The sequence below is a fragment of the Mesorhizobium monacense genome, assembly GCF_056781675.1.
The window spans coordinates 1,780,851-1,803,502 of record NZ_CM165567.1; the positions used below are offsets into that span (position 1 = coordinate 1,780,851).

Consider the following 22,652-nt stretch of genomic DNA (forward strand, 5'->3'; position numbering starts at 1 on the left):
TGTGCTGTTTGATGGAGGTCCGAAACGACGAGGTCGAGGTTCTTAAAACGGACCGATCCGCGCTTTGAACACCCAACTTGACCTGCCGGTCTCGGGTGGAATGGGAGGGAACGGTGCTTGCTGGCGCACCAATGTCAAAGCGAATTGATCAAGCTCGGCAGAACCTGAACTTTCGGCAAGCTGCAAGTCGCTGATGCTGCCGTCGGCCATGACAACGAAAACGACCCTGGCATTGTTGCGAGCCTTCGCTTGCACGGATTTCGAAACGCGACGATTGGCGCGGGCAAGCTTCTTCTGAATTTCACCGCTGTAGCGGGATTCCATCGCATTGCCCGCCGCGGCCCGCTTTTTGCCTTTGCTGGAGATCAACGCCTGGTCGCGCTCCTCGCCATCTGCCGCGCCACGCGAATCGTTTGTTTTGCTTGTTCCTCCAAGCCCGGCTGTTGCGCTTGGCCTCGCGGTTGGGATCGGTGGCGGCTTTCCGGGATCGGCAGGAGGCGCCTCGGTGCTTTGCGTCTGGATCGCAGGCAATGCCGGCGGCTCACTGCTTGCAGCGACATTCTGGTCGTCCTGGCGTGGGGTGGCCGCTGTCAGTATGTCCGCAGCGTCCGTTGCCTGTTTGGCAGCTTCCGGCGGAGGGTTGGTCGCGGTCGCCTCCCTTGCCGGTTGAGGCGTGTCGGTCGGCGGGACGGGTCGAACTGGCTCGGGCCTGGCGGGTCGCGGATCGGGCACCAAGGTCACGTCCATCACGCCGGGTTCTTGGCCATCCAGAGCGCTGCCGACCACGTCGGCGCCCGATTGATCAGTGCCTTCAGACTGTATCGCATCCCTGGAATCGAACCTCCCGGCAGGTGTGATCAGAAACACCGCCGCAGCAGCGGCATGGAGCAGGCACGAGGCGATGATCGCTACCGTCCATTTACGGTTCGGGCCAGATGGCCGCGCGGGTGCAATCGGCTCGGCCGGCGGGATCGCCAGCTCGCTGCCGGCGTTGGGGAGGGGGCTGATTTCCTGCATGTCTCGCGGCGAGAACTGCCGCGAGCGACGTGGTATTGTCAAATCAAGATCAATTGCCGCACGTGGCTGGGCAAAGAAGCCGGCAGTGGCCAGGCAACAGTATTTCGGGCGAGGGCGGGTTCCAGTCCCGACGCGCATACCATCCGGATCAGCGCACGATGCCGAGCGGCAAGGTGAACGCCCAGCTCGATCGGCCGGCATCGGCCGGGATGGGGGGGAAGGGGGCTGCGCGGCGTATGACCGCGAGTGCAGCCGCGTCGAGTTCAGTCGACCCGGAACTGCGTGCGACGCGGATGCCGCCGACCCCGCCACTGGCGCTGACGACGAAGGTCACCTGCACATCGTTGCGCGCCTTCGCCCGCGCGGAACTAGGCATGTCGCGCAACGCGCGCCGCAGTTTGGCGGCCACTTTGCCCGGATAGTTGGACACGGACGCATTGCCAACGCCGGATTTCCCGCCGTGGCTTTTCGTCGTTGTCTTGCCGTCGGCCTCACCCTCGGCAACGCCGCGCCTGGCGTCGGCCGCATTCTGGCCGCCGGAGCCGGACTTGACCTGCTTGGCAGCCGCCTTTTCCGCATTCTTCTGCGCGCTAGCCTGTCTCTTTTGTGCTTCAGCCTTCTGCACCTTCTTGGTCGGCTTTTTCGCAGGCTCGGCTTTCCTGGGCTTCGCAGGTGGGGGCTTCTTTTCCGCAGGCGCCGGTTGCGGCTCCGTCTCAGCCGGAACCTTCTCGGAGGTTTCGACGGGTGGCGTTTTCTCGGGGGTCGTTTCGGTTGCCTGGACTGTCGTCGTCGACGGTTCCGCGGGCCTCTGAACGGCGTTGTCGTCTTCGACCGGCTGCAGCCGATCGACCGCCAGGATCTCAGGCAGGGGATTGACGATCGCGGCCGTCGCCGGCTCGTCGGGGACAGCATCGACTCGGTCGGGTGTGGAAGCGGGCCGATCCGGTGCCTCCCGCAGAGGCTCCAGCGTCGCCGTGTCCGGCGTCTCTGCTTCGGTGGTTTCGACCGGCTGGGTCGTTTCGGTCGCCGCAACCGGTTGCGCTTCCACAGTCTGCACTGGCCTTGGATCGAGCATGGTGACCAGCGTCACCTTGGTCGCCTCCGGCGGGGCTTCCGTCATGTCGCCGGCCGCCGACTGGTCCTCCGGCGCGTTGCCGAGCAACATGATGCCGGACTGGTCAGCGCCCTCGATCAGAACGGGCTCATCGCCTGTGGCAAGGAACGCCATTGCCGCCGCCGCGTGAAGGATGCAGGAGAAAACCACAGCGGCTTTCCATTCGCGCCTTGGCTGCCGTGTCTGCTTGACGCCCAGCGGCTCGGCCGGTGCCGTGGTCAGCTCACCGCTGGTATCGACGATATAGTTTTTCTCCGGCGTGTCGCGGAGCGAAGACTGCAGCGAGCCGTGCGGAATGGTGAAATCGGGATCGTCCGGCTCCTGCGGCAAAGCAAAAGGCCCGGCCAGGGGCCAGGCCATGGTGTTTTGCGAGAATGCCGGTTCCAGCCCCAACGTCGCACCCCCTCACAGGCCGAAGGCGATGCCGGTCTTGGTCGTGGTCTTCAGGCTGCGCAGGCATGTGGCCGGCTCGACGCCGGCGCCCACGCACTCCGTCGCGCTGTTGATCAGCACGCGGCCGAGCTTGGCGCAGTCGGTGCCGGCGAGATCGAAACGCGTCACCTTGGTCTTGCCGGCCGGCAGATCCTTGAAATCAAGGACGGTCAGCCGGTCGACCACGCCCGCATCGTTGAACAAGGCGATCTCGAACGCCGCCTTGGAAAGGTCGGCGCCGAGATTGTTGGCAACCACGAAGGTCAGCCGGCAACCTTTGTCGGAGGGTTGCGCGCCGTTGAGCTCGAGGGAGAGCCCCTGGCCCGGCGCGGTGCCCTCGGCATGCGCTGGGCTGACCACGGCGGCGACGACAGTCGCCGCGCTCAGGAAGTGCGTCATAGCCGCCGTGATTTTCATCATTCTCACCAGTCCAGTTGTTTTGCCAATGTCAGCTTGAAGGTTCGGCCCTTGGCGTAGTCGAGCGCCAATGCGTCGCGGTAGTAGGCGTTGAAGATGTTGTTGATGCCGAACTGCGCCTGCCAGCCCTCGAACTGGCCGGATTGCGGCTTCCACGAAGTGAAGACGTCCACAGTGGTCCAGGCATCCGCCGTCTTCGGCAAAGCGACCGTGCCCTGAATGCTGTTTGGAGTCTCGAATGCGTGGGTCACGCGGCCGCCGAACTCCAGGTCGCGATCCGGCAAGCGTCCGCCCAATGAAAACACGATCTTATGGGAGGGGATGGTCGTGAGTGGATTGCCGTAGGTCGAGCCGGGCACCAAGTTCTCGCCCTTCACGCCCGTATAGGCAAGGTTGGCGAAGACGTAGTCCGAATCATAGGCACCCTCTACCTCGACCCCGTAGATCCGTGCCTTGCCGACATTGTAGAAGTAGCTGGTGGCACCTGTTGCGGTCGTCTGGATGAGATCTTTGAGGTCATTGTAGAAGCCTGTGGTTTTCAAGCTCAGGGCATCGCCATCCTGGAGGATATCGTTGCCGGAGACGGTGAATCCCACCTCATAGTTGTTGGATTTTTCCTTTTTCAGGTCGAGGCTGATGCCCTTTGACCACGTATAGAGTTCGTCAAGCGTCGGCAGCCGTTCTGTATGGGCAATGGAGGCGAACACGCCGAAATTGTCGTTCAACTTGTAGAGCGCCGCGATCTTCGGCGACCACGCCTGATCGTTGACGTCAACCGCGTTGCCAAGCGACTCGGCGGCATCGCCGGGCTGGCGCCAGACGAAATCGCCGCGCATGCCGGCGATCAGCGTCAGTCTTTCATTCCAGACATATTCGTTCTGCACGAACGCGCCGAGCTTGTTGTCGGTGCCTTCCGGATGGGTGTTGATGGCGTGGCCGGTTCCGGTGACGAGCTGACTGACCCCGACGCGATCCTGATGGCTGGCCTGCACGCCATAGGTCAGGAAATTCTGTTAGGATTCGCCGGTGAACTCGGACGTGTTCTGTAGGCTGGCTTGCCAGGTGCGGTAGCCGTAGTCCGCATTGATGATGTTCGAGAAGCCGCCCAGCGTGCCGTTGCGCTGTTCCACGGCCGTGTCGGAATAGGAGATGCTTGCCTTGACGTCGAGCCAGGGATTGTCGCTGACCGGGTTCTCGTAGCTGAGGATCGCGGTGCTGTCGATGACATGGCGATCGACCGTGCCGAACACCGCCTGCGTGCCGGTCTGGGCGTAGGCCTGGTCGTCGGCATCGCTGTCCCAGCGCTGGTAGGAAAGCCGAACGGTCTGCTCGTTGTTGTCGCCGAATCGTGCCGTTCCCTTCACAAGCCCCGACCAGGCCTTGAAGTCGGAGCCGACAAGATTCGTGTCGTTGCCCAGCGTGATCTCGTCGGAAGTGCGATAATTGCCCGTCGCGAGGAGTTCCATATTGTCGTTGAGGCGGCGGGCGTAGATGGCCGAACCCAACAGCCCATTGCCGTTGGTCTCATAGGAGCTCTTCAGCCGCAGCGCGTTGTCCTTGCCTTCCTTAAGGAAGTCGGAAGCGTCCTTGGTGACGAAATTGATGACGCCACCGAGCGCGCCCGGAGCCATAAAGCGTCGAAGAGGCCGGTCCGCGCAGCACTTCGACCTTCTTGTAGAGCTCGGGATCCGAGAAGAAGGAGCCCATCCGGTACTGCTCGTAGAATTTCTGCGCGCCATCGACATTGACGATGATGCGGGAGCCGTCGGCCGAGTTCTCGGTGGAGCCGATGCCGCGAATGTTGAAGGCTTCGCCAAAGACACGTTCGCTGCCGACCATGGTTACGCCCGGTACGGATTTGAACAGCCCGCCGGTCGTTTCAGCCTGCTCACGATCGATATCCTCCTGATTGAGAACCGTCACCGCCTGCGGCGTGTTGATTGCGATCTTTTCTGCGCCCGCACCCAGCACGAGCCTCTGCAGTAGCGTCACGCGCCCCTTCTTTTCCGCTTCGTTCGTCTGCGTTTCCTGGGCTTTTGCGCCATGCATCCCAACAAATACCGTCACCGCCGCTCCGCTCAGCAGAGCAGCCGTATTCCTTGCCACCGGCCCCATCACCCCAACTCCAAATCCAGGTTCAATGCTGGCTGGCGCGGCGCTCGCTGGCATTTCTCATCGTGTCCGGCATCTTAAATGTTGACTCATTTAGTCCTGTATTGCACTGACTAGTAAACATGATTATTCGAGTCAAGAAATGAATCGGCATTTTACGCAGGCGCCCGGCCAGGTGGCCGGCACAGGAAAGGGACCGAACAGATGAACACGCATAACCCCAGTGACTTTCGCTATCGCGTCCGCCGTTCCGACGACAGTTCTGTCCGCTATGACCGGGTTCCATTGGCGGTGAGGACGTTGTCCAGCAACACGCTGTTCCAGGGCGAGCACGAGATCGGCATCGAACATCACGGCGCGCTCTACCGGCTGAAGATCACCCGCCAGGGCAAGCTGATCCTCAACAAGTAGGTTTCAGGAAAAGTAAGGGGCTAGGACATGGATCAGCGCGTGAAACCGTCGCCGCATGAAATCCGGCGGGCGCGGGAAGACAATCCCAAAACGCGCGAGCGCGATCTCGCCGCCCAGCTCGGCATTTCAGAGGCCGAGCTCGTCGCGGCGCATTGCGGCGACGGCGTCGTGCGCGTCGAGCCGCGTGTCAACGATCTTCTGACCGGCCTCGAGGTCGTGGGCGAGGTGATGGCGCTGACCCGCAACGAAAGCGCGGTGCACGAGAAGATCGGCATCTACGACAAGGTCGTCACCGGCAACCACAATGCCATGGTGTTGGGCGAGAACATCGACCTGCGCATCTTCCCGAAAATCTGGGCACACGGCTTTGCCGTCGAAAAGCGCGACGGCGGCGACATCCGTCGCAGCCTGCAGTTCTTCGACGCGGCAGGCGAGGCTGTGCACAAGGTGCACCTGCGGCCCGCATCCAACCTCTACGCCTATCAGAAACTGGTGGCGGGGCTGGAATTGTCGAACCAGGAACCGACCGTGGTGGTCTCGGCAAGCGGCGCCGAGGAGGAGAACGAGGTTCAGGGCGCCGTGGCCAGTGTCGACGATCTGCGCGACCGCTGGAGCAGGCTGACCGACGTGCACCAGTTCTTCGGCATGCTGAAGACGCTCAAGCTCAGTCGCCGCCAGGCGGTGCGCATGGTCGGCCAGGACTATGCCTGGCTGGTCGACAACGACGCCGTCGGCGCCATGTTCCACCACGCCGCCGCCGGTGAAATGCCGATCATGTGCTTTGTCGGCAATCGCGGCTGCATCCAGATCCATTCCGGCCCGGTCAGGTCGATCAAGCCGATGGGCCCGTGGATCAACGTGTTTGACGAGACCTTCCATCTGCATCTGCGAACCGACCACATCCACGAGGTCTGGGCCGTGCGCAAGCCGACCAAGGACGGCCATGTCACCTCGCTCGAGGTCTATGGCGCCGACGGCAGGATGATCATCCAGTTCTTCGGCAAGCGCCATGAAGGCGAGGGCGAACGCGACGACTGGCGGTTCCTGGCCGAGAACCTGCCACGCATTCCAAGCTCGACCGCAGCCTAAGGACGACGACAATGGCTTTATTTCCCAGGTTCTCGGGTTTGCTCAGGCTGACGCTCGGATCGGTGATCGGTCTGACGCTGGTCATGGCTCCGCCGTCGGCTCGTGCCGCCGAGATCATAGGCGTCTTTGCCGATACATCGAAGATCGCGGCAATCGGCGGCTCCATCACCGAGATCGTCTATGCGCTCGGCGAGCAGAGCCATCTGGTCGCCCGCGATTCGACCAGCCGCTATCCGGAGGCCGCACTCCAGCTGCCTGACGTCGGCTATATGCGCCAGCTGTCGCCGGAAGGCGTGCTGTCGGTCAATCCGTCGGGCATCCTGGCATTGCACGGCAGCGGCCCAAAGGAAGCCCTCGACGTGCTGAAAAAGTCGAGCATCCCCTTAATCGAGGTGCCCGATCGCTATGACCATGAGGGCATCCTCGAAAAGATCCGCATCGTCGGCAGGGCGATCGGCGCCGACGCCAAGGCCGCCGAACTGGCGGTCGAGACCGATGCCAAGCTGAAGGCAGCGGAAAAGCAGACCGCTTCGATCAAGGACCGCAAGCGCATCCTGTTCGTGCTGTCGATGCAAGGCGGCAAGATCCTGGCATCAGGCACCGATACCGCCGCCGACGGCATCATCAAGCTCGCCGGCGGGGTCAACGCGATCGAGGGCTTTTCCGGCTACAAATGTCCGACGAGGCTGTTGTCACCGCGAAGCCGGATGTGATCCTGATGATGAACAATGCCGGGCGTGCCACGCCAGACGAAGAACTGTTCGCCAATCCGGCCATTTCGTCGACGCCGGCCGGTGCCGCGCGCAAGCTGATCCGCATGGACGGCGGCTATCTGCTCGGCTTCGGGCCGCGCACGGCCAACGCCATCCACGACCTTGCCGTCTCGCTCTATGGCAGCCAGGTCACGGACTGAGCGGGTCATCATGGTCGATCATTCAATCGTCGCTGCGGCGGGAACGATGGCGGCTGCAATAGACGGAGACCGGTCACGACGCGCCCGCTTCGTGATCCTTGTGCTCTGCCTGGGGCTTGTCGTTGCCATGCTGTTGTCGCTGACATCAGGCGCTTCCGACGCGTCGGCCATCGGCGTCATCAGAGACTGGCTGTTCGGCGCGGTGCCGGGCGACCCGGCGCTGAGCGCCCGCGATCGTCTCATCGTCTATGACATCCGTCTGCCGCGCGTCATCCTGGGCGTGCTGATCGGGGCAGCACTCGCCGTGTCGGGCGCGGTGATGCAGGGGCTATTCCGCAATCCGCTGGCCGACCCCGGCCTGATCGGTGTCTCGGCGGGGTCGAGCCTCGGTGCGGTGGCCGTCATCGTGCTTGGCGCGACGGTGCTGGCGCCGCTCACGCTGGCATTCGGCACGCTCGCCTTGCCGCTGGCAGCCTTCTGCGGCGGGTTGGCGACGACCTTGCTGCTCTATCAGGTCGCGACACGGCAAGGCCGAACCTCGGTCGCAACCATGCTGCTTGCCGGCATCGCGCTGGCGGCGCTTGCCATGGCGCTGACCGGCATCCTGATCTTCATGGCCGACGACCGACAGCTGCGCGACCTCACCTTCTGGCAACTCGGCTCACTGGCTGGCGCGACCTGGCAGAAAATCGGTTCCGTCGGGCCGGTCATCGTGCTGGCGCTGGCGGCGATGCCGTTCCTGGCGCGTGGCCTCAATGGGCTGGCGCTCGGCGAAGCGTCCGCCGGCCATCTCGGCATTCCGGTCCAGCGGCTGAAATATACACCGCGATCGTCGGTGTCTCGGCAGCGGTCGGCGCATCCGTCGCGGTCAGCGGCGGCATCGGCTTCGTCGGCATCGTCGTGCCGCATCTGTTGCGCCTGCTGATCGGCCCCGACAATCGTTACCTGCTGCCGGCGTCGGCGCTGCTCGGCGCGTCGCTGCTGCTGCTGGCCGACGCCGTCGCGCGCACCATCGTGGCGCCCGCGGAACTGCCGATCGGCATCGTCACCGCGGCTGCCGGCGCGCCGTTCTTCCTCTGGATCCTGCTGCGCAAGCGCGGCGTCATCGACCTGTGAGTGCGTAATGATAGAAGCACGCGATGTCTCGGTGGCGATCGGCGGCAAGCGTATCGTGGCCGATGTCGATTTTGCCACGCGGCCGGGCGAGATCGCGGCCATCGTTGGCCCCAATGGATCTGGCAAGACGACCTTCCTCAAGGCATTGTCCGGCGATCTTGCCTATTCGGGCGCGGTCGCCATCAATGGTCGCGACTTGTCCGCGATGAAGCCGGTCGAGGCAGCGACGCTGCGCGCCGTGCTGCCGCAGGCAACGACGCTGTCCTTCCCCTTCACGGTGCGCGAGATTGTCAGGCTCGGCCTCCTCGGCGGGCGTTCGGGCGCGCTGCCCGGCGAAGACGATCGCCTGCCCGAGCGGGCGCTGGCGCGGGTCGACCTCGAGGGTTTTGCCGGGCGTTTCTACCAGGAGCTTTCAGGCGGCGAGCAGCAGCGCGTCCAGCTTGCGCGCGTGTTGTGCCAGGTCTGGGCGCCGGTGCTGGACGGCAAGCCGCGCTATCTGTTTCTCGACGAGCCGGTTTCCAGCCTCGACATCAAGCACCAGCTGATCATCATGAACATCGCTCGCGACTTTGCCAGACGCGGCGGCGGCGTGATCGCCATCCTGCACGACCTCAATCTGACGGCCATGTATGCAGACCGCATCCATGTCATGCATCGCGGACGGCTCGCCGCCGCCGGCGCGCCGCAAGACGTGCTCAGCGACGAGTTGATCGAGAAGGTCTTCGATTGCCGGCTGAGGGTCGGCGTGCTGCCGGCCGCGAATACGCCGTTCGTTCTGCCGCAGTCTGTGGCCTAGCCAAGCGAAAATCAGGCGGCTGGCGCGCGGCGCTCCAGCATGTCGATGCCGAGCAGATGCCGGACGTTCGGGCGCGCGGCCACCAGGTCGGCAATCGTGTAGCGCGACAGTACGGCAAAGAAGGCGTTGAGCGCCTCGCGCAGCGCCGAATTCAGCGCGCAGCTGTCGACCAGCGGGCATTCGGCCGCGTCGTTCTCGAAGCACTCGGCCATGGCGAAGCTCTCTTCCGTCACCCGCACGACGTCGAACAGGCTGATCTGCTCGGCGGCGCGGCCTAGCCTGACGCCGCCATTCCTGCCACGCACCGTCTCGACCAGGCCATTCTCCACCAGCGGCTGCAGGATCTTGAACAGGAAAAGCTCCGACACCGAATAGGCGGCTGCGATCTCGGGGATGCGGCTCAGCCGATCGTTGTTGGCGGCGCAATACATCAGGATGCGCATGGCGTAGTTGGTCTGGCGCGTAAGCCGCATTTTGTCCTCACGAAGCAGTAGCTTGGGTTCAATATGGCCTATACCTTGGAACAATTCCAGACTGGCGGCGTATAATAGATGAATAACCTCGTCAACTTTATGTGCATGACCGGGCGGACTTGTGACCCGGATGCCGTGTCGCGGGCATTTGGCCGGGACCGATCCTAAATAAGATCGCAACACCGATCAGGAGCGGCTCGACCCATGTCACCACCAGTCCAGGTTCTTGCACCGGCTGCCGCCGTTCGCATCGACATCGATGCCGAAACGAAGCTCTCAGCGCTGAGACGCACCAAGTTCGCGGCCACCGCAGCGCTCGTGCTCTGCGTCCTCATCTTCGCCCTGGCCAAGTCGTTCGAGGGCACCTACCCATGGCTTGGGTTTGTCGCTGCCTTTGCCGAGGCGGCGACCATCGGCGGGCTGGCCGACTGGTATGCGGTGGTGGCGCTGTTCAAGCGGCCGCTCGGCCTGCCGATCCCGCACACCGCCATCATCCCCGAAAATCAGAACCGCATCGCCGACAATCTCGGCCGCTTCATCGAGGTCAATTTCCTGGCGCCTGAGCCGGTGCGCGAGAAACTGGCCGAAGTGGACTTTTCCGCGCTCGTCGCCGACTGGCTGGCCGATGCCGAACGCGCGGCCGGCCTGTCGCGCTTCGTCGCCCGGCTGGTGCCGCAAACGCTCACAGCGGTCGAGCAATCCGGCCTGCGCGGCTTCGTCACCAGCCGCATGCTGGAGCAGATCGACAAGGTGCCGCTGGCGCCGCTGGCGGCCGAGTTGCTATCGGCGCTGACCGACGACCGCCGCCACCAGAAACTGTTCGACGAATTCACGAGGGTGATCGGCCGCTTCCTCAACGACGAGGAGGCGCTGGCAACCATGCGCGAGAAGATCCGCGAGGAACTGCCGTCGCTGTTCAACCTGTTTCGTGCCGACGCCTATCTTTTGAAGAAGATCGTCGCGTCCGCCGGCTCGCTGCTCGACGAGGTGCGGGCCGATCCCGATCACCCGATGCGCGCCGAATTCGACCGTTTCGCGCGGACCTTCATCGAGCGGCTGAGGACGTCCAAGCAATATGCCCGGCGTGCCGAGCAATTGAAGCGGGATTTCCTGGCCCGGCCGGAGGTGAAGGCACTGGCCGGCGACATGTGGGAGAGTCTCAGCCGGTTCATCGAGCAGGACGCCAAGGCACCGAATTCGATGATCCGCGCCCATCTCGCGGCCATGTTCGTCGAGGTCGGCCGCCATCTGGCCAGCGACGCGCAGATCAGGGCCGATATGAACCAGGGGTTCGTCGTGGCGCTGTCGTCCTTCGTCGAAAGCCAGAAGAGCGGCGTGTCGAAATTCATCGCCGACCAGGTCAGGCGCTGGGATCTTGCCCAGCTCACCCGGCTGATCGAAATGAACATCGGTCGGGATCTGCAATACATCCGCTTCAACGGCATGGTCATCGGCGGACTTGCGGGCATAACGCTTTATACGATGGAGCGATTGTTCCTCGTCAATTGACGCGGGCGTGTCATGCTCTATTCTTCCAAGAGGGTTAGTATTCACGGCAGACTGGGGAGCAAACGACTATGGCAAAACAACCGGAATCCAACTCGTTCCTGGACATGTTCAGCAGATTCGGCCGTGACCTGAAGGTGCCGAATGTCGATATAGAAGCGATCCTCAGCCACCATCGCAAGAACCTCGAAGCGCTGGAGAAGTCGGCCAGGGCGGGTGCGGCCGGGGCGACCTCGCTGCTCTCTAGGCAGCGCGAGATGCTGCAGGACACGCTGCGCGAAGTCGCCGATATGGCGCAGAACTACCGGGCGCCGGGCAATCCGCAGGAACTGATGGCAAAGCAGGCGGAGTTCGCGCGGAAATCCTTCGAGGCCGCGCTGAAGAATGCCGGCGAGGTGTCCGAGCTGGTCAGGAAATCCGGCACCGAATCCGTCGAGATCCTGCGCGAGCGCATCAAGGAAGCGATGGCGGAAATCCGCTCCGGCTACGAGAAGAAATAGTCGCTTCCGTACCAAAGCCGTTTTTCCCTGGTTCGATGATTGCCCTTGAAGCTGGGGATGAAGGCCATCGAGCAGCTGGAAATGTTCAGCCGCAGGCTTTTCGTGCGTGGAAATGAATCCCAACGCGGCCTGAGGATGATGAAGTGGAATCGCTCGCGGCGAATTGACAGAGACTGCCGGTTCGTGGTCCGGAGACAGGCGGAACGATCGGGAATGCAGGAATGACGGAAACACGGCCGAGGACGCCGCCGACCTTCGAGCAGCTGCGGACGATGGCCGGGCAGGAGCTTGGCGTGTCGGAGTGGACGACGGTCGACCAGCACCGCATCGACCAGTTCGCCGAATGCACGGGCGATCATCAGTGGATTCATGTCGACCCTGAAAGAGCGAAACGGCAAAGCCCGTTCCGCACCACGATCGCGCACGGCTATCTGACGCTGTCGATCATCGGTGCGCTGGCGCTCGGAATGGGCATCGTGCCCGAGAACACGCAGGCCGCCTTCAATTACGGCTTCGACAAGGTGCGCTTCCTGGCGCCGGTGCGGGTCGGCGCGCGCATCAGGCTGCGCACGACACTGCTGTCGATGGAGGACAAAGGTCCCGGGCAATATCTGATGAAGGCCGCCAACACGGTCGAGATCGAAGGCGAGCAGAAGCCGGCCTTGACCGCCGAGACGCTGGTCATGCTCTACGAGCGCCGCAAGCGGGCAGGGGCCTGAGCCCCTATGCCTGCTGCTGACGCTTCGCGACGGTGCGCCAGGAGAACACCGCGAGACCGAGCGCGACCAGCGCAAGCACCGTGGCCGTCTGGAAGGTGACCTGCATGCCCCGGGCAGCTTCCGCGGGCGCCAATATCGTATCGCCCGAGCCTCCAGCCGATGCGACGGCGAAGACGGCGCCCATCAACGATGCACCGGTGATCAAGCCAAGATTGCGCGACAGGTTGAGCAGGCCGGAAACGACACCACGCTCGCCAGCACCGACACCGGTCATAGCGGCTGCATTGTTGGACGTCTGGAACAGCGCGTAGCCGACGCAGGTGACGCTGATCGGAACGACATAGCTGGCGATGCCGAGTTTCGTCATGGCCAGCGACAGCAGGAAAGTGCCCGCGGCGAGGACGAGCAGGCCGGCGACCATCATCCTGTGTGCTCCAAAGCGATCGGCAAGGCGTCCGGCCAACAGCGCCGACAGGGTCGAGATCAGCGGGCCGGTCGACAGCACGAGACCGACCATTGCGGCATCCAGCTCGAGCCCACGAGACAGATAGAATGGCGCAACCACCAGGGTCGCCATCATCACGGTGGCAACGATGAGGCTTGTGGTGAGGCTGGTGCTCAGCTCGAGATCACGAAAGCTGGCGAGCTGGATCAACGGGCTTTTCACCTTCGTTTGTGCTCGGGCGAACAGAATGATGCCGATGCCGGCCGCCGCCAGCAGGCCGATATTGAGTGAGTCGAAGCTGCCTCTGCCAAGCGTCATGGCCAGCGCATACGCGGCCAGCGTCAGGGCAAACAGGATGGTGCCTATCGCATCGAATTCGCCTCGATCGGCTTGCGCGGTCTTAGCGCGGGCCGGCAGGGCACGCCAGGCTAGAGCGAAGGTCAGGATCCCCAGGGGGACATTGATGAGGAAAATTGCCCGCCAGCCGAAGCCGCCGATCAAAAGGCCGCCGAGCGACGGGCCGAGTGTCGTGCCGATCGCCGACATGGCGCCGAGCAGGCCCATGGCGCTGCCGGTTCTGGCCTTGGTCACCGTTTCCGCGACAAAGGCCAGCGTCAGGGCCATCATCAGCGCCACGCCAAGCCCCTGCATGGCCCGTGCGGCAATCAGCAGCCAAAGGGTCGGCGCCATGCCGCACAGCACCGAGGCGAGCGTGAACAGCGCGATGCCGCCAAGCAGCAACGGCCGGCGACCGAACATGTCGGCCAGCCGTCCGGCACTGACGATCAGTGTGGTGATGGCGAGCAGATAGGCGAGAACCACCCATTGCACGGCCTGGAACGATGCGCCGAACGTTTGCATCAGCGAGGGCAGGCCGACGCTGGCGATGCTGGTTCCGAGCGAGGACAGCAGCGTGGCAAGCGAAAGGCTTGCCAGCGCCCAGCCTGCGGATTGGGTCTGTTGCGACGCCGCCACGCGCTCGTCCCGATTTTGCTCAGCGATTGCCAAGGCGATCTCCTTTCTGTTCGCTCCAGAACCGGAGCTTTCGGAGATCTAGTCTTCTGACTGATATGGCGGAAGGCGCAGCATTTGCATCTTATTCATGCACAGAACGCCATGTCACGTGCTATGGTCCGCCGATGGCATTGCCCGATCTCAATTTGATCTTCGCTCTCGACATTCTGTTGACCGAAGGCAGCGTGGCGCGCGCCGCCCAGCGGCTGGGCCTCAGCCCCTCGGCAATGAGCCGGACGCTGGCGCGCCTGCGCGAGGCAACGGGCGATCCATTGCTGGTCCGCGCCGGCCGCGGCCTGGTGCCGACGCCGCGGGCACTGGAATTGCGCCAGCAGACAGGGCGTGTCGTTCAGGACGCGGAAGCGTTGTTGCGTCCGGCGAGGCTGCTCGACCTTTCACGTCTCGACCGGACGTTCACGCTGCGCACCAATGAAGGTTTCGTCGAGGAGTTCGGGCCTCGCCTTGTCGCCCGCATCGAAGCGGATGCGCCTGACGTGCGGCTGCGTTTTGCACCAAAGTCCGACAAGGACGTCACCTCGTTGCGCGAAGCGGCGATTGACCTGGAGATCGGCGTTGCCGGCGAAACCGGGCCTGAGGTGCGTATCCAGGCGCTGTTCCGCGACCGCTTCATCGGTGCGGTGCGGGCCGGGCATCCGCTGAACCAGGGCGCCATCACGCCGGAGCGCTTCGTGGCCGGCCGCCACATCAGCGTTTCCCGGCGTGGCCGCGAAAGAGGGCCGATCGACGAGGCCTTGAGCCAACTCGGATTGCAGCGGACTGTGGTGTGCATGGTCTCCGGCTTTTCGGCCGCACTTGCCATGGCGCGTGCTTCCGATCTGATCGCCAGCGTCCCCGAGCGGCATTCGCAAGGGGCACGTGCCGGCATGTTCAGCTTTCCCCTGCCGGTCACCACCTTGGAGGTCACCATCTCCATGCTCTGGCATCCGCGTCTCGATGCCGATCCGGCGCAACGCTGGCTGCGGGATTGTGTTCGGGAGGTTTGCGCGTCGTCCCGCTGACTGGTGACGACTAAATCAGCGTGACATCGCCGCTTCGAGCGTGGCGAAAATCCGCTCGTCTCCGCATTGGGCAACGTTGAAGCGCAGGAAATGGCTGGCGGTCTGCGACAGGCTGAAGGCATTGCCGGGCGCCAGCACGATGTTGGCGGCCAAAGCGCGGCGGGCCACTTCTGTCGCATCCACCCCATCCGGCAGGCTGCACCACAGGAACAGACCGGCCGGCTGCTCGATCCAGGGCGTGATGCCGATCGCCTTCAGGCGGGCGCTCGTTTCGCCCATGGCGCGCGAAAGCCGCGCCCGTAGCAAGTCCATGTGCTTGCGATAGCTGCCGTCCTTGAGCAGCGTCAGCACCAGGTCGGCCGCGAGCCGACCGCCGCCGAAGGTCGTGGCGATCTTGAGGTCGGTCAGTTGTTCGATCCAGTCGCGGGGCGCCGCGATGTAGCCACAGCGTACCGACGCCGAAAGCGTTTTGGAGAAGCTGCCGATATGGACGACCCGGCTAAGGCCATCGAACGCCGCAAGGCGCGGGGCAGGCGTGTGCTCGAAATCGGCGAAGATGTCGTCCTCGACGATTGTCAGATCCGACTGGTCGGCGAGCTTCAGCAGCCGATGCGCAGTGACTGGCGACAGGATCGCGCCGGTCGGATTGTGGATGGCGGAATTGGTGATGTAGAGGCGCGGCCGGTGTTCGGCCAGCGCCTGGGCGAACAGCTCGATATCAGGTCCTGACGGCGTGTAGGGAACGCTGACGACCTTGGCCCGGTGGGCGCGCAACAAGGCATGGAAGTTGAAATAGCAGGGGTCATCGACCAGCACCGTGTCGCCGGGTTCGAGCAGGAAGCGGCAGAGGAGGTCGATGGCCTGCGTGCCCGATTCCGTCAGCATGATCTGCTCTGGCGACGCCTCGATGCCGTGCCCGGCCATGCGTCGCGCGAGCAGATGGCGCAGAACCGGCAAACCGAGCGGCGTGCCGTAGTCCGCCAGCGTGACATCGTCGGCCCGCGCCACTGTGCGCAGCGCCCGGCGCAGTCCGGTCTGAGGCATCCACGAGGCCGGCAGCCAGCCGCAGCCAGGTTTGAGGGTCTCGTCGCCGGCCTCCAGCGACTGGCGCGAAACCCAGAGCGGATCGACAGCCCGGTCGAGCCGAGGGCCGATCTCGGCCAGCGAAAGTGGCGCCAGCGGTCCGGCGGCGTAGAAGCCGGAGCCCGGCCGCGAGCGGATCGTGCCTTCGGCGGCGAGCCGTTCATAGGCCTCGACCACGGTCGACTTTGACACCTGCATCGCGCCGGCGAAGGCCCGTATCGACGGCAGCCGCGCCCCAGGCGTCAGGGTGCGCGCGGCAATCCTGTGCCTGATCGCCGCCATGACCGCTTCGACAAGCGTTCCTTCGCTACCGGTTTTTGGATCTGATGTGTCCATCTGTACTTCTCGACGAGCCATAACAGTTTTGCCGAACTGTACCGTATTGTCTCTGGCAGCGCTATGCCCCGAACCTGTACGGGAGGGTAAACGGAGCGGATCATGGACAAGAGTTTGAACGGCTGGGTGAACGGCTTCATCGGCGTGCTGATCTTCAGCGGCTCGCTGCCGGCGACGCGCGTGGCGGTGATGGATTTCGATCCGACATTCCTGACGTCGGCCAGAGCGGCGATTGCCGGACTGCTTGGTCTGGCATTGCTGCTCCTGTTCCGCCAGAAACGTCCAGAGCGCGGGGATCTGCTGTCGCTGGTGGTCGTGGCGTTGGGCGTGGTGGTCGGCTTTCCCTTGCTGACCGCTCTGGCGCTCAAGCACGTAACCTCGGCCCATTCCATCATCTTCGTCGGCCTGCTGCCGCTGGCGACCGCGATCTTCGGCGTGCTGCGCGGTGGCGATCGGCCAAGGCCGGCCTTCTGGCTGTTCTCCTGCCTTGGCAGCGTGCTTGTTGTCGGCTTTGCCCTGAGCCAAGGCATGTCCGCCTCACCGATCGGCGATCTCCTGATGCTGTCGGCAATCATCGCCTGCGGGCTGGGCTACGCCGAGGGCGCGGTGCTGTCGCGCAAGCTCGGCGGCTGGCAGGTGATCTGCTGGGCGCTGGTGCTGTCGCTGCCGATCATGCTGGTGCTGACATTTGCGACGATGCCGCCATCCTTTGCCGACATCGGCTCCGGCGCGTGGATTGGCCTGGCCTATGTCTCGCTGTTCAGCATGCTGATCGGCTTCGTGTTCTGGTATCGCGGCCTGGCGCAAGGCGGCATTGCAGCGGTGGGGCAGTTGCAGTTGCTGCAGCCTTTCTTTGGTCTCGCGCTGGCGGCAACGCTGCTGCACGAGCAGGTAAGCCCGCTGATGCTTGTCGTTACGCTTGGCGTGGTGCTTTGCGTCGTTGGCGCCAAGAAATTCGCGAAGCAGGATTTGCCGCGCCGCGCGGCTGCGTAATGACGGAGTTGTCCGTCACGAGAACTTCGTCACCACACCGATGCCGATGCCTTCGAAGCCGCCCATCGCCATCAGTGCGGCGGGTGCCTCCTCGAGACTGATCTTCTTGCCGACCAGCAGTTCGGGCTTCAGCTTTCCGGTGCGGATCATCTCCATCATCGCCGGGTAGCGGTAGGCCTGCATGCCGTGGCTGCCGAGGATCTCGAGCTCGAAGGCGATCACCTTGTCCATCGGCACCTGCGGGCGGGCGTGCTCGGCCAGCATCAGGCCGACCTGCACGTGGCGGCCGCGCCGGCGCAGATTGGCAATCGAGTTGAACGAGGTGGTCGGGTGGCCGAGCGCGTCCATCGACATATGCGCGCCGCCATTGGTGATCTGCTTGACCGCCTTGACCACGTTGGGCGTCGTTGCGGCGTTGATCGTCGCCACCGCGCCGATCTTCTTGGCGAACTCCAGCTTCTCGTCGGTGAGGTCGATGGCGATGACATTGGCGCCCATCGAGCTGGCGATCATGATCGCCGACAGGCCGACGCCGCCGCAGCCATGCACGGCCACCCATTCGCCCGGTTTCACCCGGCCCTGGTCGACAATGGCTCGGAACGAGGTGACGAAACGGCAGCCGAGGCTGGCGGCGGTGGCGAAGTCCATCTCGTCCGGCAGGCGCACGAGGTTGGTGTCGGCATGGTCGATGGCGACATATTCGGCGAACGAGCCCCAGGCGGTGAAGCCAGGCTGCGTCTGGTGCTCGCAGACCTGGTGGTTGCCCGAGTTGCATTCGAAGCAACGGCCGCAGCCGACGGCGAACGGCACGGTGACGCGCTCGCCGGCCTTCCAGCGGGTCACCCGCTTGCCGGCGGCCACCACGACTCCGGCCAGCTCGTGGCCCGGCACATGCGGCAGGGTGATGCCGTCGTCATGGCCCATCCAGCCGTGCCAGTCGCTGCGGCAAAGCCCGGTTGCCTCGACCTTGATGACGACGCCTTCCGGTGCCGGTTTCGGATCGGGCACGGTCTGGATCGTCGGCGCCTCGCCGAATTTCTCGAAGACGACGGCTTTCATCGGCAACTCCTGTGCTCTGTCCCGATCTTGCGGCTATTCCGCGTCTATCTGATTCTCAGGCGCCGCCTTCTGGAAGGCTGGCAGCGCCATGCAGGCGGAATGAATGCGCGACATAGTGGGGTACGGCGTCATGTCGACGCCGAAGCGGGCGTTGTTGGTGACCTGGGCGACCAGGCAGATGTCGGCCAGTCCGGGCGTATCGCCGTGGCAGAATGTACCCGTCTGCGGCGATGAAGCCAGAATCTTTTCAAGCGGCTGGAAACCTTCGTTCACCCAGTGCCGGAACCAGTTGACGACGTCCTGGTCGCCGGCGCCGAACAGGGTGCGCAGCGAGGTCAGCACGCGCAGATTGTTCACCGGATGGATGTCGCAGGCGATCATCTGTGCCAGCATCCTGACGCGGGCTCGGCCAAGCGCATCCTTCGGCAGCAGCGGCGGTTCGGGCTTCGTCTCGTCCAGATATTCGATGATCGCCAGCGACTGCGTCAAAAGCGTACCGTCGCCCAGGATCAGCGCCGGCACCAGCCCCTGCGGATTGACGGCGAGATAGGCTGCTTCCAGATGCTCGCCGTGGCGCAGATGGTGCGGCACGTAATCGTAGGTCAGGCCCTTCATCTCCAGCGCGATCCGCACCCGGTAGGAGGTGGAGGAGCGGTAGTAGTTGTGAAGGACGAGGTCGCTCATCGGATCATGCTCTCGGCTGGCCGATGGTCAGTTCGATCGTGCCTATCCCGTCGACACCGCCGGTGATCGTCTGGCCCGGCCCGACCGCGCCGACGCCGGCCGGCGTGCCGGTGAAGATCAGGTCGCCCGGCTCCAGCCCCACCGCCTCACTGCAGATCGATACGATGTCGGCGATCGGCCAGATCAGTTCGGCAAGGTCGCCGTCCTGCCGGACCGCGCCGTCGACGGCCAGCCAGATGCGGCCTTTCTCGGGATGGCCTGAGGCCTGTGCCCGAACCAGCGGGCCGCACGGGGCCGAGCGGTCAAATGCCTTAGACCAGTCCCAGGGCCGCGCCGCCTTCTTGGCCTCGTCCTGAAGGTCGCGGCGGGTGAAGTCGATGCCGACGCCGTAACCCCAGACATGGTCGAGGGCCTGCGCGCGCGGAATGCGGAAGCCCGCCTTGCCGATCGCGGCGACCAGCTCGATCTCATGGTGCAGGTTCCTGGTCAGCGGCGGGTAGGGGATCGTCATGCCCGAATCAACCACCGCATCGGCGGGCTTGGTGAAGAAGAAGGGCGGGTCGCGCTCGTCATTGCCGAGTTCGCGGGCATGCGCCGCATAGTTGCGGCCGACGCAGAAGATGCGGCGTACCGCAAAACGTGCCTCAGAGCCCGCGACGGCCACCGAAGGGGTTGCGGGCAAGGGGAGGACGAATTCTGTCATGCACGGTTCTCTGCCAAAGCTATGGTTTTGTTCGCCGGCACATTCGGCCGATTTGGACGGCCGGGCAAGCGCCGGCCAAATATGGCGATGTACTATCTTGCAATAATCTGGCCATGGTCGCGGGATTATCCTATTCTGAGCGAAGTGAAGCGACCTCACCATGACCGCAGTCAACGATCGCGCCAGGTTTCTGATCATCGACGACCATCCGCTGTTTCGCGAGGCGCTGCACAGCGCCGTGCAGATGGCCTATCCGGACGTCGATACGGTCGAGGCGCGCTCGATCGCCGAGGCGCTCGATCTTCTGGCCGGCACAAAACTGTTCGACCTTGCGCTGCTCGACCTCAGCATGCCCGACGTGCATGGCTTCGACGGGCTGCTGCAGCTCAGGACCCGCCATCCGCGCCTGCCGGTGGTCATCGTCTCGGGCTATGAGGAGCCGAGGATCATTTCCGAGGCGCTGTCCTATGGCGCTGCCGGCTTCATCCCGAAATCGGCGCGCAAGAGCGATCTTGCCGCCGCCATCCGTTCAGTGATGGATGGCGCGATCTATGTGCCCGAAACCTATGAAGGCCAGCCGCCCGATGCCGACAGCGCCGACCGCGCCGACATGCTGCAGCGCCTGTCCAGATTGACACCGCAGCAACTCAGGGTGCTGCAGATGCTGCGCCAGGGCATGCTCAACAAGCAGATCGCCTATGAACTGCAGGTCGGCGAGACGACGGTCAAGGCACACGTCTCGGAGATCCTGCGCAAGCTCAACGTGTATAGCCGCACCCAGGCGGTGATCGAAGTGTCGAAGCTGGATAATGCGGAGTTGTTTCGGGATCAGGCGGGTTTTTGAGCGTCGCTTAGAAAATGCACTGTCGCGGTAATTCGAAATTCTTACACCGGAGGGGTAGTTTACATCCCCTCAAAATCCCATTCCATGATCTTTGAAAGCTCAGAAATACTCTCTCGAAAGTCCATTCTGTCGCAGCTAAATACCTTTTGATGGATATCCGATTTTATGAAAACAGGATCGAATTCATTGTATTTAAAGACTTTTCCACCATACGGCTCGGTGGCAGAATCGTCGATTAGTTTTTTGACCAGACTCCCAGTTATAATTGCAGAATCAAAAACCTCTTCAAAATTGTTTCCATCGAAGCCAATAGTTACTCGAATATTCAAATAAACGCTGGGCTGATTTGGCAAATCCCAAATATCTAAAAGCTTTCCTTCAACCAAAAGGTTCCGGCTATAAATATGTTTTATCACAATCATTTCGCTACCTGCACATGAATTACGGTGATAGTGCACTTTCTCCTTCGCCACCCGCCGCGGCTTCCAGATTTTCTGATTTGCTCGGCTGGCTCTAAGCCAGCAGATGCGCCAGCAGCGCGCGCAACTGCGCCGGCTGCAGCGGCTTTCGCATCAGCTCGATGCCGTCGGCGCGGGCGGCTTTGGCGACAATTTCTGAAGCGTCGGCGGTGACGATCAGGGCGGGAACCGGGCGGCCGAGATAGTCGCGGACCTCGGCGATGGTGGCGGTGCCGAGGTCGCCGCCGTCGAGATGCTGGTCGGCGATGACGATGTCCGGCACCCAGTCCGTATCGCCAAGCATGTCCAGCGCGTCGTCGGTCGAGGTCGCCGCGCGCACCACGCATTGCCAGCGCTCGAGCAGGGACGTCATCGCTTGCAGCACATCGGCGTCGTTCTCGACCAGCAGCACCTTGGTGCCGAACAGGCCGTAGCCGCGCGGCCGTTCCATGTCGGCGGCGCCGGCGATGACGTCGGCCGAAGCGCCGATGCCGACCGGCACGTCGATGTGAAAAATGGTGCCGCGGCCGACCTTCGACGAAAACGTCACGGGATGGCCAAGTGCTGCCGCCATGCGGCGCACGATGGCGAGGCCCAGTCCCAGCCCGCCGCCGGAAAGCCCGGTATCGGCGAGTGTCGTGCCGCCGCGGTGGAATTCCTCGAACACCGCCTCGCGCTGGTCGTCGGGGATGCCGCAGCCGGTGTCGGCGACATCGATGCGGATGATGTCGCCACGATGCCTGGTGCCAACGAGCACGCCGCCGGAGCGGGTGTAGCGTAGCGCATTGGACAGGATGTTCTGCAGGATACGGCGCAGCAGGGTGCGGTCGGACCGCACGACGGCGTTGACCGGCCGGAATTTTAGCGACAGCCCCTTCATCTCAGCCACAGGGAGAAAATCCGAGCGCAGCGAGGAGAACAGCGTCTCCAGGCTGACGTCGCCTGTATCGGGCTGCACGACGCCGGCGTCGAGCTTGGAAATGTCGAGCAGCGTGCGCAGCAGATCTTCCATCGTCTCCAGCGAGCGCTCGACCTGCCGCACCAGCTTCTTGCCTTCGTCGCTGGTCTGCAGTTCGGCCAGCGCCGAGACGGAGAGGTGGGCGGCGTTCAGCGGCTGCAGCACGTCATGGCTGGCGGCGGCCAGGAACCTGGTCTTGGACAGGTTCGCCAGTTCGGCGGTTTCCTTGGCGGCGCTGAGGTCGATGTTCGACTGTTCGAGCCGGCGCAAGGTCGAATGCAGTTCCTCGGTGCGCGTGCGCACCCGGTTCTCCAGCGAAATCGCGGTCTGGAACAGCGAGAAGGCATTGCCCTGCTGGTCCATCGAGCGCTCGACGCGGCTGACCAGCGCCGCGTTGATCTTCTTCAGCTTCTCCAGGTCGTTGATGTCTCTCAGCGGCAT

Annotated in this window: 23 protein-coding genes and 2 pseudogenes; 11 read left to right on the plus strand and 14 right to left on the minus strand. The window is 63.6% G+C overall.

The genetic code is table 11. From position 1 onward, the window contains the following. Positions 1-42: 42 nt before the first annotated feature. From AC1RUK_RS08270 to AC1RUK_RS08295, 6 genes are all read right to left on the minus strand, one after another. Positions 43-1,017, minus strand: coding sequence for an energy transducer TonB family protein (locus AC1RUK_RS08270; RefSeq protein WP_481836007.1), 975 nt, complete (start codon positions 1,015-1,017; stop codon positions 43-45). Positions 1,018-1,165: 148 nt separating this feature from the next. After that, positions 1,166-2,491: a cell envelope integrity protein TolA gene (gene tolA / locus AC1RUK_RS08275; protein WP_481836006.1), complete on the minus strand. Its 1,326-nt coding sequence runs from the start codon at positions 2,489-2,491 to the stop codon at positions 1,166-1,168. 45 nt (positions 2,492-2,536) lie between these two features. Then, the gene (locus AC1RUK_RS08280; protein WP_481839549.1) at positions 2,537-2,962 is read right to left on the minus strand and encodes a hypothetical protein; all 426 of its coding nucleotides are present in this window, start codon (positions 2,960-2,962) and stop codon (positions 2,537-2,539) included. A 23-nt stretch (positions 2,963-2,985) separates the two neighbouring features. Beyond that, entirely contained in the window at positions 2,986-3,972 is a 987-nt protein-coding gene (locus AC1RUK_RS08285) for a TonB-dependent receptor domain-containing protein (protein WP_481836005.1), read from the minus strand. 21 nt (positions 3,973-3,993) lie between these two features. After that, entirely contained in the window at positions 3,994-4,611 is a 618-nt protein-coding gene (locus tag AC1RUK_RS08290) for a TonB-dependent receptor (RefSeq protein WP_481836004.1), read from the minus strand. Next, on the minus strand, positions 4,547-5,095 hold the full coding sequence (locus AC1RUK_RS08295) for a TonB-dependent receptor plug domain-containing protein (RefSeq protein ID WP_481836003.1): 549 nt from the start codon (positions 5,093-5,095) through the stop codon (positions 4,547-4,549). Before AC1RUK_RS08295 ends, AC1RUK_RS08290 begins: the two co-directional genes overlap by 65 nt. Positions 5,096-5,296: 201 nt before the next feature. Between AC1RUK_RS08295 and hemP the strand changes: the two genes are divergently transcribed. The 5 genes and pseudogenes from hemP to AC1RUK_RS08320 all read left to right on the plus strand — a co-directional run bounded on the left by hemP (position 5,297) and on the right by AC1RUK_RS08320 (position 9,417). Next, positions 5,297-5,503 (plus strand): hemin uptake protein HemP, encoded by a 207-nt coding sequence (hemP, locus tag AC1RUK_RS08300; protein WP_436172183.1) that lies wholly within the window; start codon positions 5,297-5,299, stop codon positions 5,501-5,503. Positions 5,504-5,530: 27 nt separating this feature from the next. Further along, positions 5,531-6,592, plus strand: a complete 1,062-nt coding sequence (locus AC1RUK_RS08305; protein WP_481836002.1) for a hemin-degrading factor — start codon at positions 5,531-5,533, stop codon at positions 6,590-6,592. 11 nt (positions 6,593-6,603) lie between these two features. Then, a pseudogene (locus AC1RUK_RS08310) lies at positions 6,604-7,505 on the plus strand (heme/hemin ABC transporter substrate-binding protein). A 10-nt stretch (positions 7,506-7,515) separates the two neighbouring features. After that, a pseudogene (locus AC1RUK_RS08315) lies at positions 7,516-8,621 on the plus strand (FecCD family ABC transporter permease). A gap of 7 nt (positions 8,622-8,628) precedes the next feature. Then, complete coding sequence (locus tag AC1RUK_RS08320) at positions 8,629-9,417, plus strand: heme ABC transporter ATP-binding protein (protein ID WP_481836001.1); 789 nt, start codon at positions 8,629-8,631, stop codon at positions 9,415-9,417. Between the two features lie 11 nt (positions 9,418-9,428). Here the strand turns inward: AC1RUK_RS08320 and rirA are convergent, their stop codons facing one another. Then, positions 9,429-9,890: an iron-responsive transcriptional regulator RirA gene (gene rirA, locus AC1RUK_RS08325; RefSeq protein WP_481836000.1), complete on the minus strand. Its 462-nt coding sequence runs from the start codon at positions 9,888-9,890 to the stop codon at positions 9,429-9,431. A gap of 204 nt (positions 9,891-10,094) precedes the next feature. On the opposite strand from rirA, the gene AC1RUK_RS08330 reads away from it, so the two are divergent. The 3 genes from AC1RUK_RS08330 (at position 10,095) to AC1RUK_RS08340 (ending at position 12,615) form a co-directional block, all read left to right on the plus strand. Continuing rightward, a complete protein-coding gene (locus tag AC1RUK_RS08330; protein ID WP_481835999.1) occupies positions 10,095-11,399 on the plus strand; it encodes a DUF445 domain-containing protein in 1,305 nt (434 codons plus the stop codon). Positions 11,400-11,467: 68 nt separating this feature from the next. Beyond that, a complete protein-coding gene (locus AC1RUK_RS08335; protein ID WP_481840216.1) occupies positions 11,468-11,896 on the plus strand; it encodes a phasin family protein in 429 nt (142 codons plus the stop codon). A gap of 221 nt (positions 11,897-12,117) precedes the next feature. Next, positions 12,118-12,615 (plus strand): MaoC family dehydratase, encoded by a 498-nt coding sequence (locus AC1RUK_RS08340; RefSeq protein WP_481835998.1) that lies wholly within the window; start codon positions 12,118-12,120, stop codon positions 12,613-12,615. Between the two features lie 4 nt (positions 12,616-12,619). On the opposite strand, the gene AC1RUK_RS08345 is transcribed toward AC1RUK_RS08340, so the two are convergent. Further along, positions 12,620-14,068, minus strand: coding sequence for an MFS transporter (locus AC1RUK_RS08345; RefSeq protein ID WP_481835997.1), 1,449 nt, complete (start codon positions 14,066-14,068; stop codon positions 12,620-12,622). Between the two features lie 131 nt (positions 14,069-14,199). Here AC1RUK_RS08345 and AC1RUK_RS08350 point away from each other — a divergent pair, with 131 nt between their 5' ends. Beyond that, complete coding sequence (locus AC1RUK_RS08350) at positions 14,200-15,093, plus strand: LysR family transcriptional regulator (protein WP_481835996.1); 894 nt, start codon at positions 14,200-14,202, stop codon at positions 15,091-15,093. A gap of 15 nt (positions 15,094-15,108) precedes the next feature. Here AC1RUK_RS08350 and AC1RUK_RS08355 read toward each other — a convergent pair whose 3' ends face one another. After that, positions 15,109-16,512 (minus strand): aminotransferase-like domain-containing protein, encoded by a 1,404-nt coding sequence (locus AC1RUK_RS08355; RefSeq protein ID WP_481835995.1) that lies wholly within the window; start codon positions 16,510-16,512, stop codon positions 15,109-15,111. Between the two features lie 102 nt (positions 16,513-16,614). On the opposite strand from AC1RUK_RS08355, the gene AC1RUK_RS08360 reads away from it, so the two are divergent. Further along, positions 16,615-17,505: a DMT family transporter gene (locus AC1RUK_RS08360; protein WP_481835994.1), complete on the plus strand. Its 891-nt coding sequence runs from the start codon at positions 16,615-16,617 to the stop codon at positions 17,503-17,505. Between the two features lie 15 nt (positions 17,506-17,520). Here the strand turns inward: AC1RUK_RS08360 and AC1RUK_RS08365 are convergent, their stop codons facing one another. Genes AC1RUK_RS08365 through AC1RUK_RS08375 form a run of 3 tightly spaced genes read right to left on the minus strand, consistent with a single transcriptional unit; the run spans position 17,521 to position 19,951 of the window. Continuing rightward, on the minus strand, positions 17,521-18,564 hold the full coding sequence (locus AC1RUK_RS08365; protein WP_481835993.1) for a zinc-dependent alcohol dehydrogenase family protein: 1,044 nt from the start codon (positions 18,562-18,564) through the stop codon (positions 17,521-17,523). Between the two features lie 33 nt (positions 18,565-18,597). Then, a complete protein-coding gene (gene maiA / locus AC1RUK_RS08370) occupies positions 18,598-19,248 on the minus strand; it encodes a maleylacetoacetate isomerase (RefSeq protein ID WP_481835992.1) in 651 nt (216 codons plus the stop codon). A gap of 4 nt (positions 19,249-19,252) precedes the next feature. Next, complete coding sequence (locus AC1RUK_RS08375) at positions 19,253-19,951, minus strand: fumarylacetoacetate hydrolase family protein (RefSeq protein WP_481835991.1); 699 nt, start codon at positions 19,949-19,951, stop codon at positions 19,253-19,255. A gap of 160 nt (positions 19,952-20,111) precedes the next feature. On the opposite strand from AC1RUK_RS08375, the gene AC1RUK_RS08380 reads away from it, so the two are divergent. Then, positions 20,112-20,795: a response regulator gene (locus AC1RUK_RS08380; RefSeq protein ID WP_436172167.1), complete on the plus strand. Its 684-nt coding sequence runs from the start codon at positions 20,112-20,114 to the stop codon at positions 20,793-20,795. Between the two features lie 59 nt (positions 20,796-20,854). On the opposite strand, the gene AC1RUK_RS08385 is transcribed toward AC1RUK_RS08380, so the two are convergent. Next, positions 20,855-21,268 (minus strand): Imm8 family immunity protein, encoded by a 414-nt coding sequence (locus tag AC1RUK_RS08385; RefSeq protein ID WP_481835990.1) that lies wholly within the window; start codon positions 21,266-21,268, stop codon positions 20,855-20,857. Between the two features lie 40 nt (positions 21,269-21,308). Next, a complete protein-coding gene (locus tag AC1RUK_RS08390) occupies positions 21,309-22,652 on the minus strand; it encodes an ATP-binding response regulator (protein ID WP_481835989.1) in 1,344 nt (447 codons plus the stop codon).

Coding starts and splice junctions, on each gene's coding strand:
- AC1RUK_RS08355 (WP_481835995.1), bottom strand. CDS start 16,512: ATGGACACATCAGATCCAAAAACCGGTAGCGAAGGAACGCTTGTCGAA.
- maiA (WP_481835992.1), bottom strand. CDS start 19,248: ATGAGCGACCTCGTCCTTCACAACTACTACCGCTCCTCCACCTCCTAC.
- AC1RUK_RS08295 (WP_481836003.1), bottom strand. CDS start 5,095: ATGGGGCCGGTGGCAAGGAATACGGCTGCTCTGCTGAGCGGAGCGGCG.
- AC1RUK_RS08365 (WP_481835993.1), bottom strand. CDS start 18,564: ATGAAAGCCGTCGTCTTCGAGAAATTCGGCGAGGCGCCGACGATCCAG.
- tolA (WP_481836006.1), bottom strand. CDS start 2,491: ATGGCCTGGCCCCTGGCCGGGCCTTTTGCTTTGCCGCAGGAGCCGGAC.
- hemP (WP_436172183.1), top strand. CDS start 5,297: ATGAACACGCATAACCCCAGTGACTTTCGCTATCGCGTCCGCCGTTCC.
- AC1RUK_RS08320 (WP_481836001.1), top strand. CDS start 8,629: ATGATAGAAGCACGCGATGTCTCGGTGGCGATCGGCGGCAAGCGTATC.
- AC1RUK_RS08335 (WP_481840216.1), top strand. CDS start 11,468: ATGGCAAAACAACCGGAATCCAACTCGTTCCTGGACATGTTCAGCAGA.
- AC1RUK_RS08270 (WP_481836007.1), bottom strand. CDS start 1,017: ATGCAGGAAATCAGCCCCCTCCCCAACGCCGGCAGCGAGCTGGCGATC.
- rirA (WP_481836000.1), bottom strand. CDS start 9,890: ATGCGGCTTACGCGCCAGACCAACTACGCCATGCGCATCCTGATGTAT.
- AC1RUK_RS08340 (WP_481835998.1), top strand. CDS start 12,118: ATGACGGAAACACGGCCGAGGACGCCGCCGACCTTCGAGCAGCTGCGG.
- AC1RUK_RS08360 (WP_481835994.1), top strand. CDS start 16,615: ATGGACAAGAGTTTGAACGGCTGGGTGAACGGCTTCATCGGCGTGCTG.
- AC1RUK_RS08330 (WP_481835999.1), top strand. CDS start 10,095: ATGTCACCACCAGTCCAGGTTCTTGCACCGGCTGCCGCCGTTCGCATC.
- AC1RUK_RS08290 (WP_481836004.1), bottom strand. CDS start 4,611: ATGGCTCCGGGCGCGCTCGGTGGCGTCATCAATTTCGTCACCAAGGAC.
- AC1RUK_RS08350 (WP_481835996.1), top strand. CDS start 14,200: ATGGCATTGCCCGATCTCAATTTGATCTTCGCTCTCGACATTCTGTTG.
- AC1RUK_RS08280 (WP_481839549.1), bottom strand. CDS start 2,962: ATGACGCACTTCCTGAGCGCGGCGACTGTCGTCGCCGCCGTGGTCAGC.
- AC1RUK_RS08390 (WP_481835989.1), bottom strand. CDS start 22,652: ATGCCGCTGAGAGACATCAACGACCTGGAGAAGCTGAAGAAGATCAAC.
- AC1RUK_RS08305 (WP_481836002.1), top strand. CDS start 5,531: ATGGATCAGCGCGTGAAACCGTCGCCGCATGAAATCCGGCGGGCGCGG.
- AC1RUK_RS08375 (WP_481835991.1), bottom strand. CDS start 19,951: ATGACAGAATTCGTCCTCCCCTTGCCCGCAACCCCTTCGGTGGCCGTC.
- AC1RUK_RS08380 (WP_436172167.1), top strand. CDS start 20,112: ATGACCGCAGTCAACGATCGCGCCAGGTTTCTGATCATCGACGACCAT.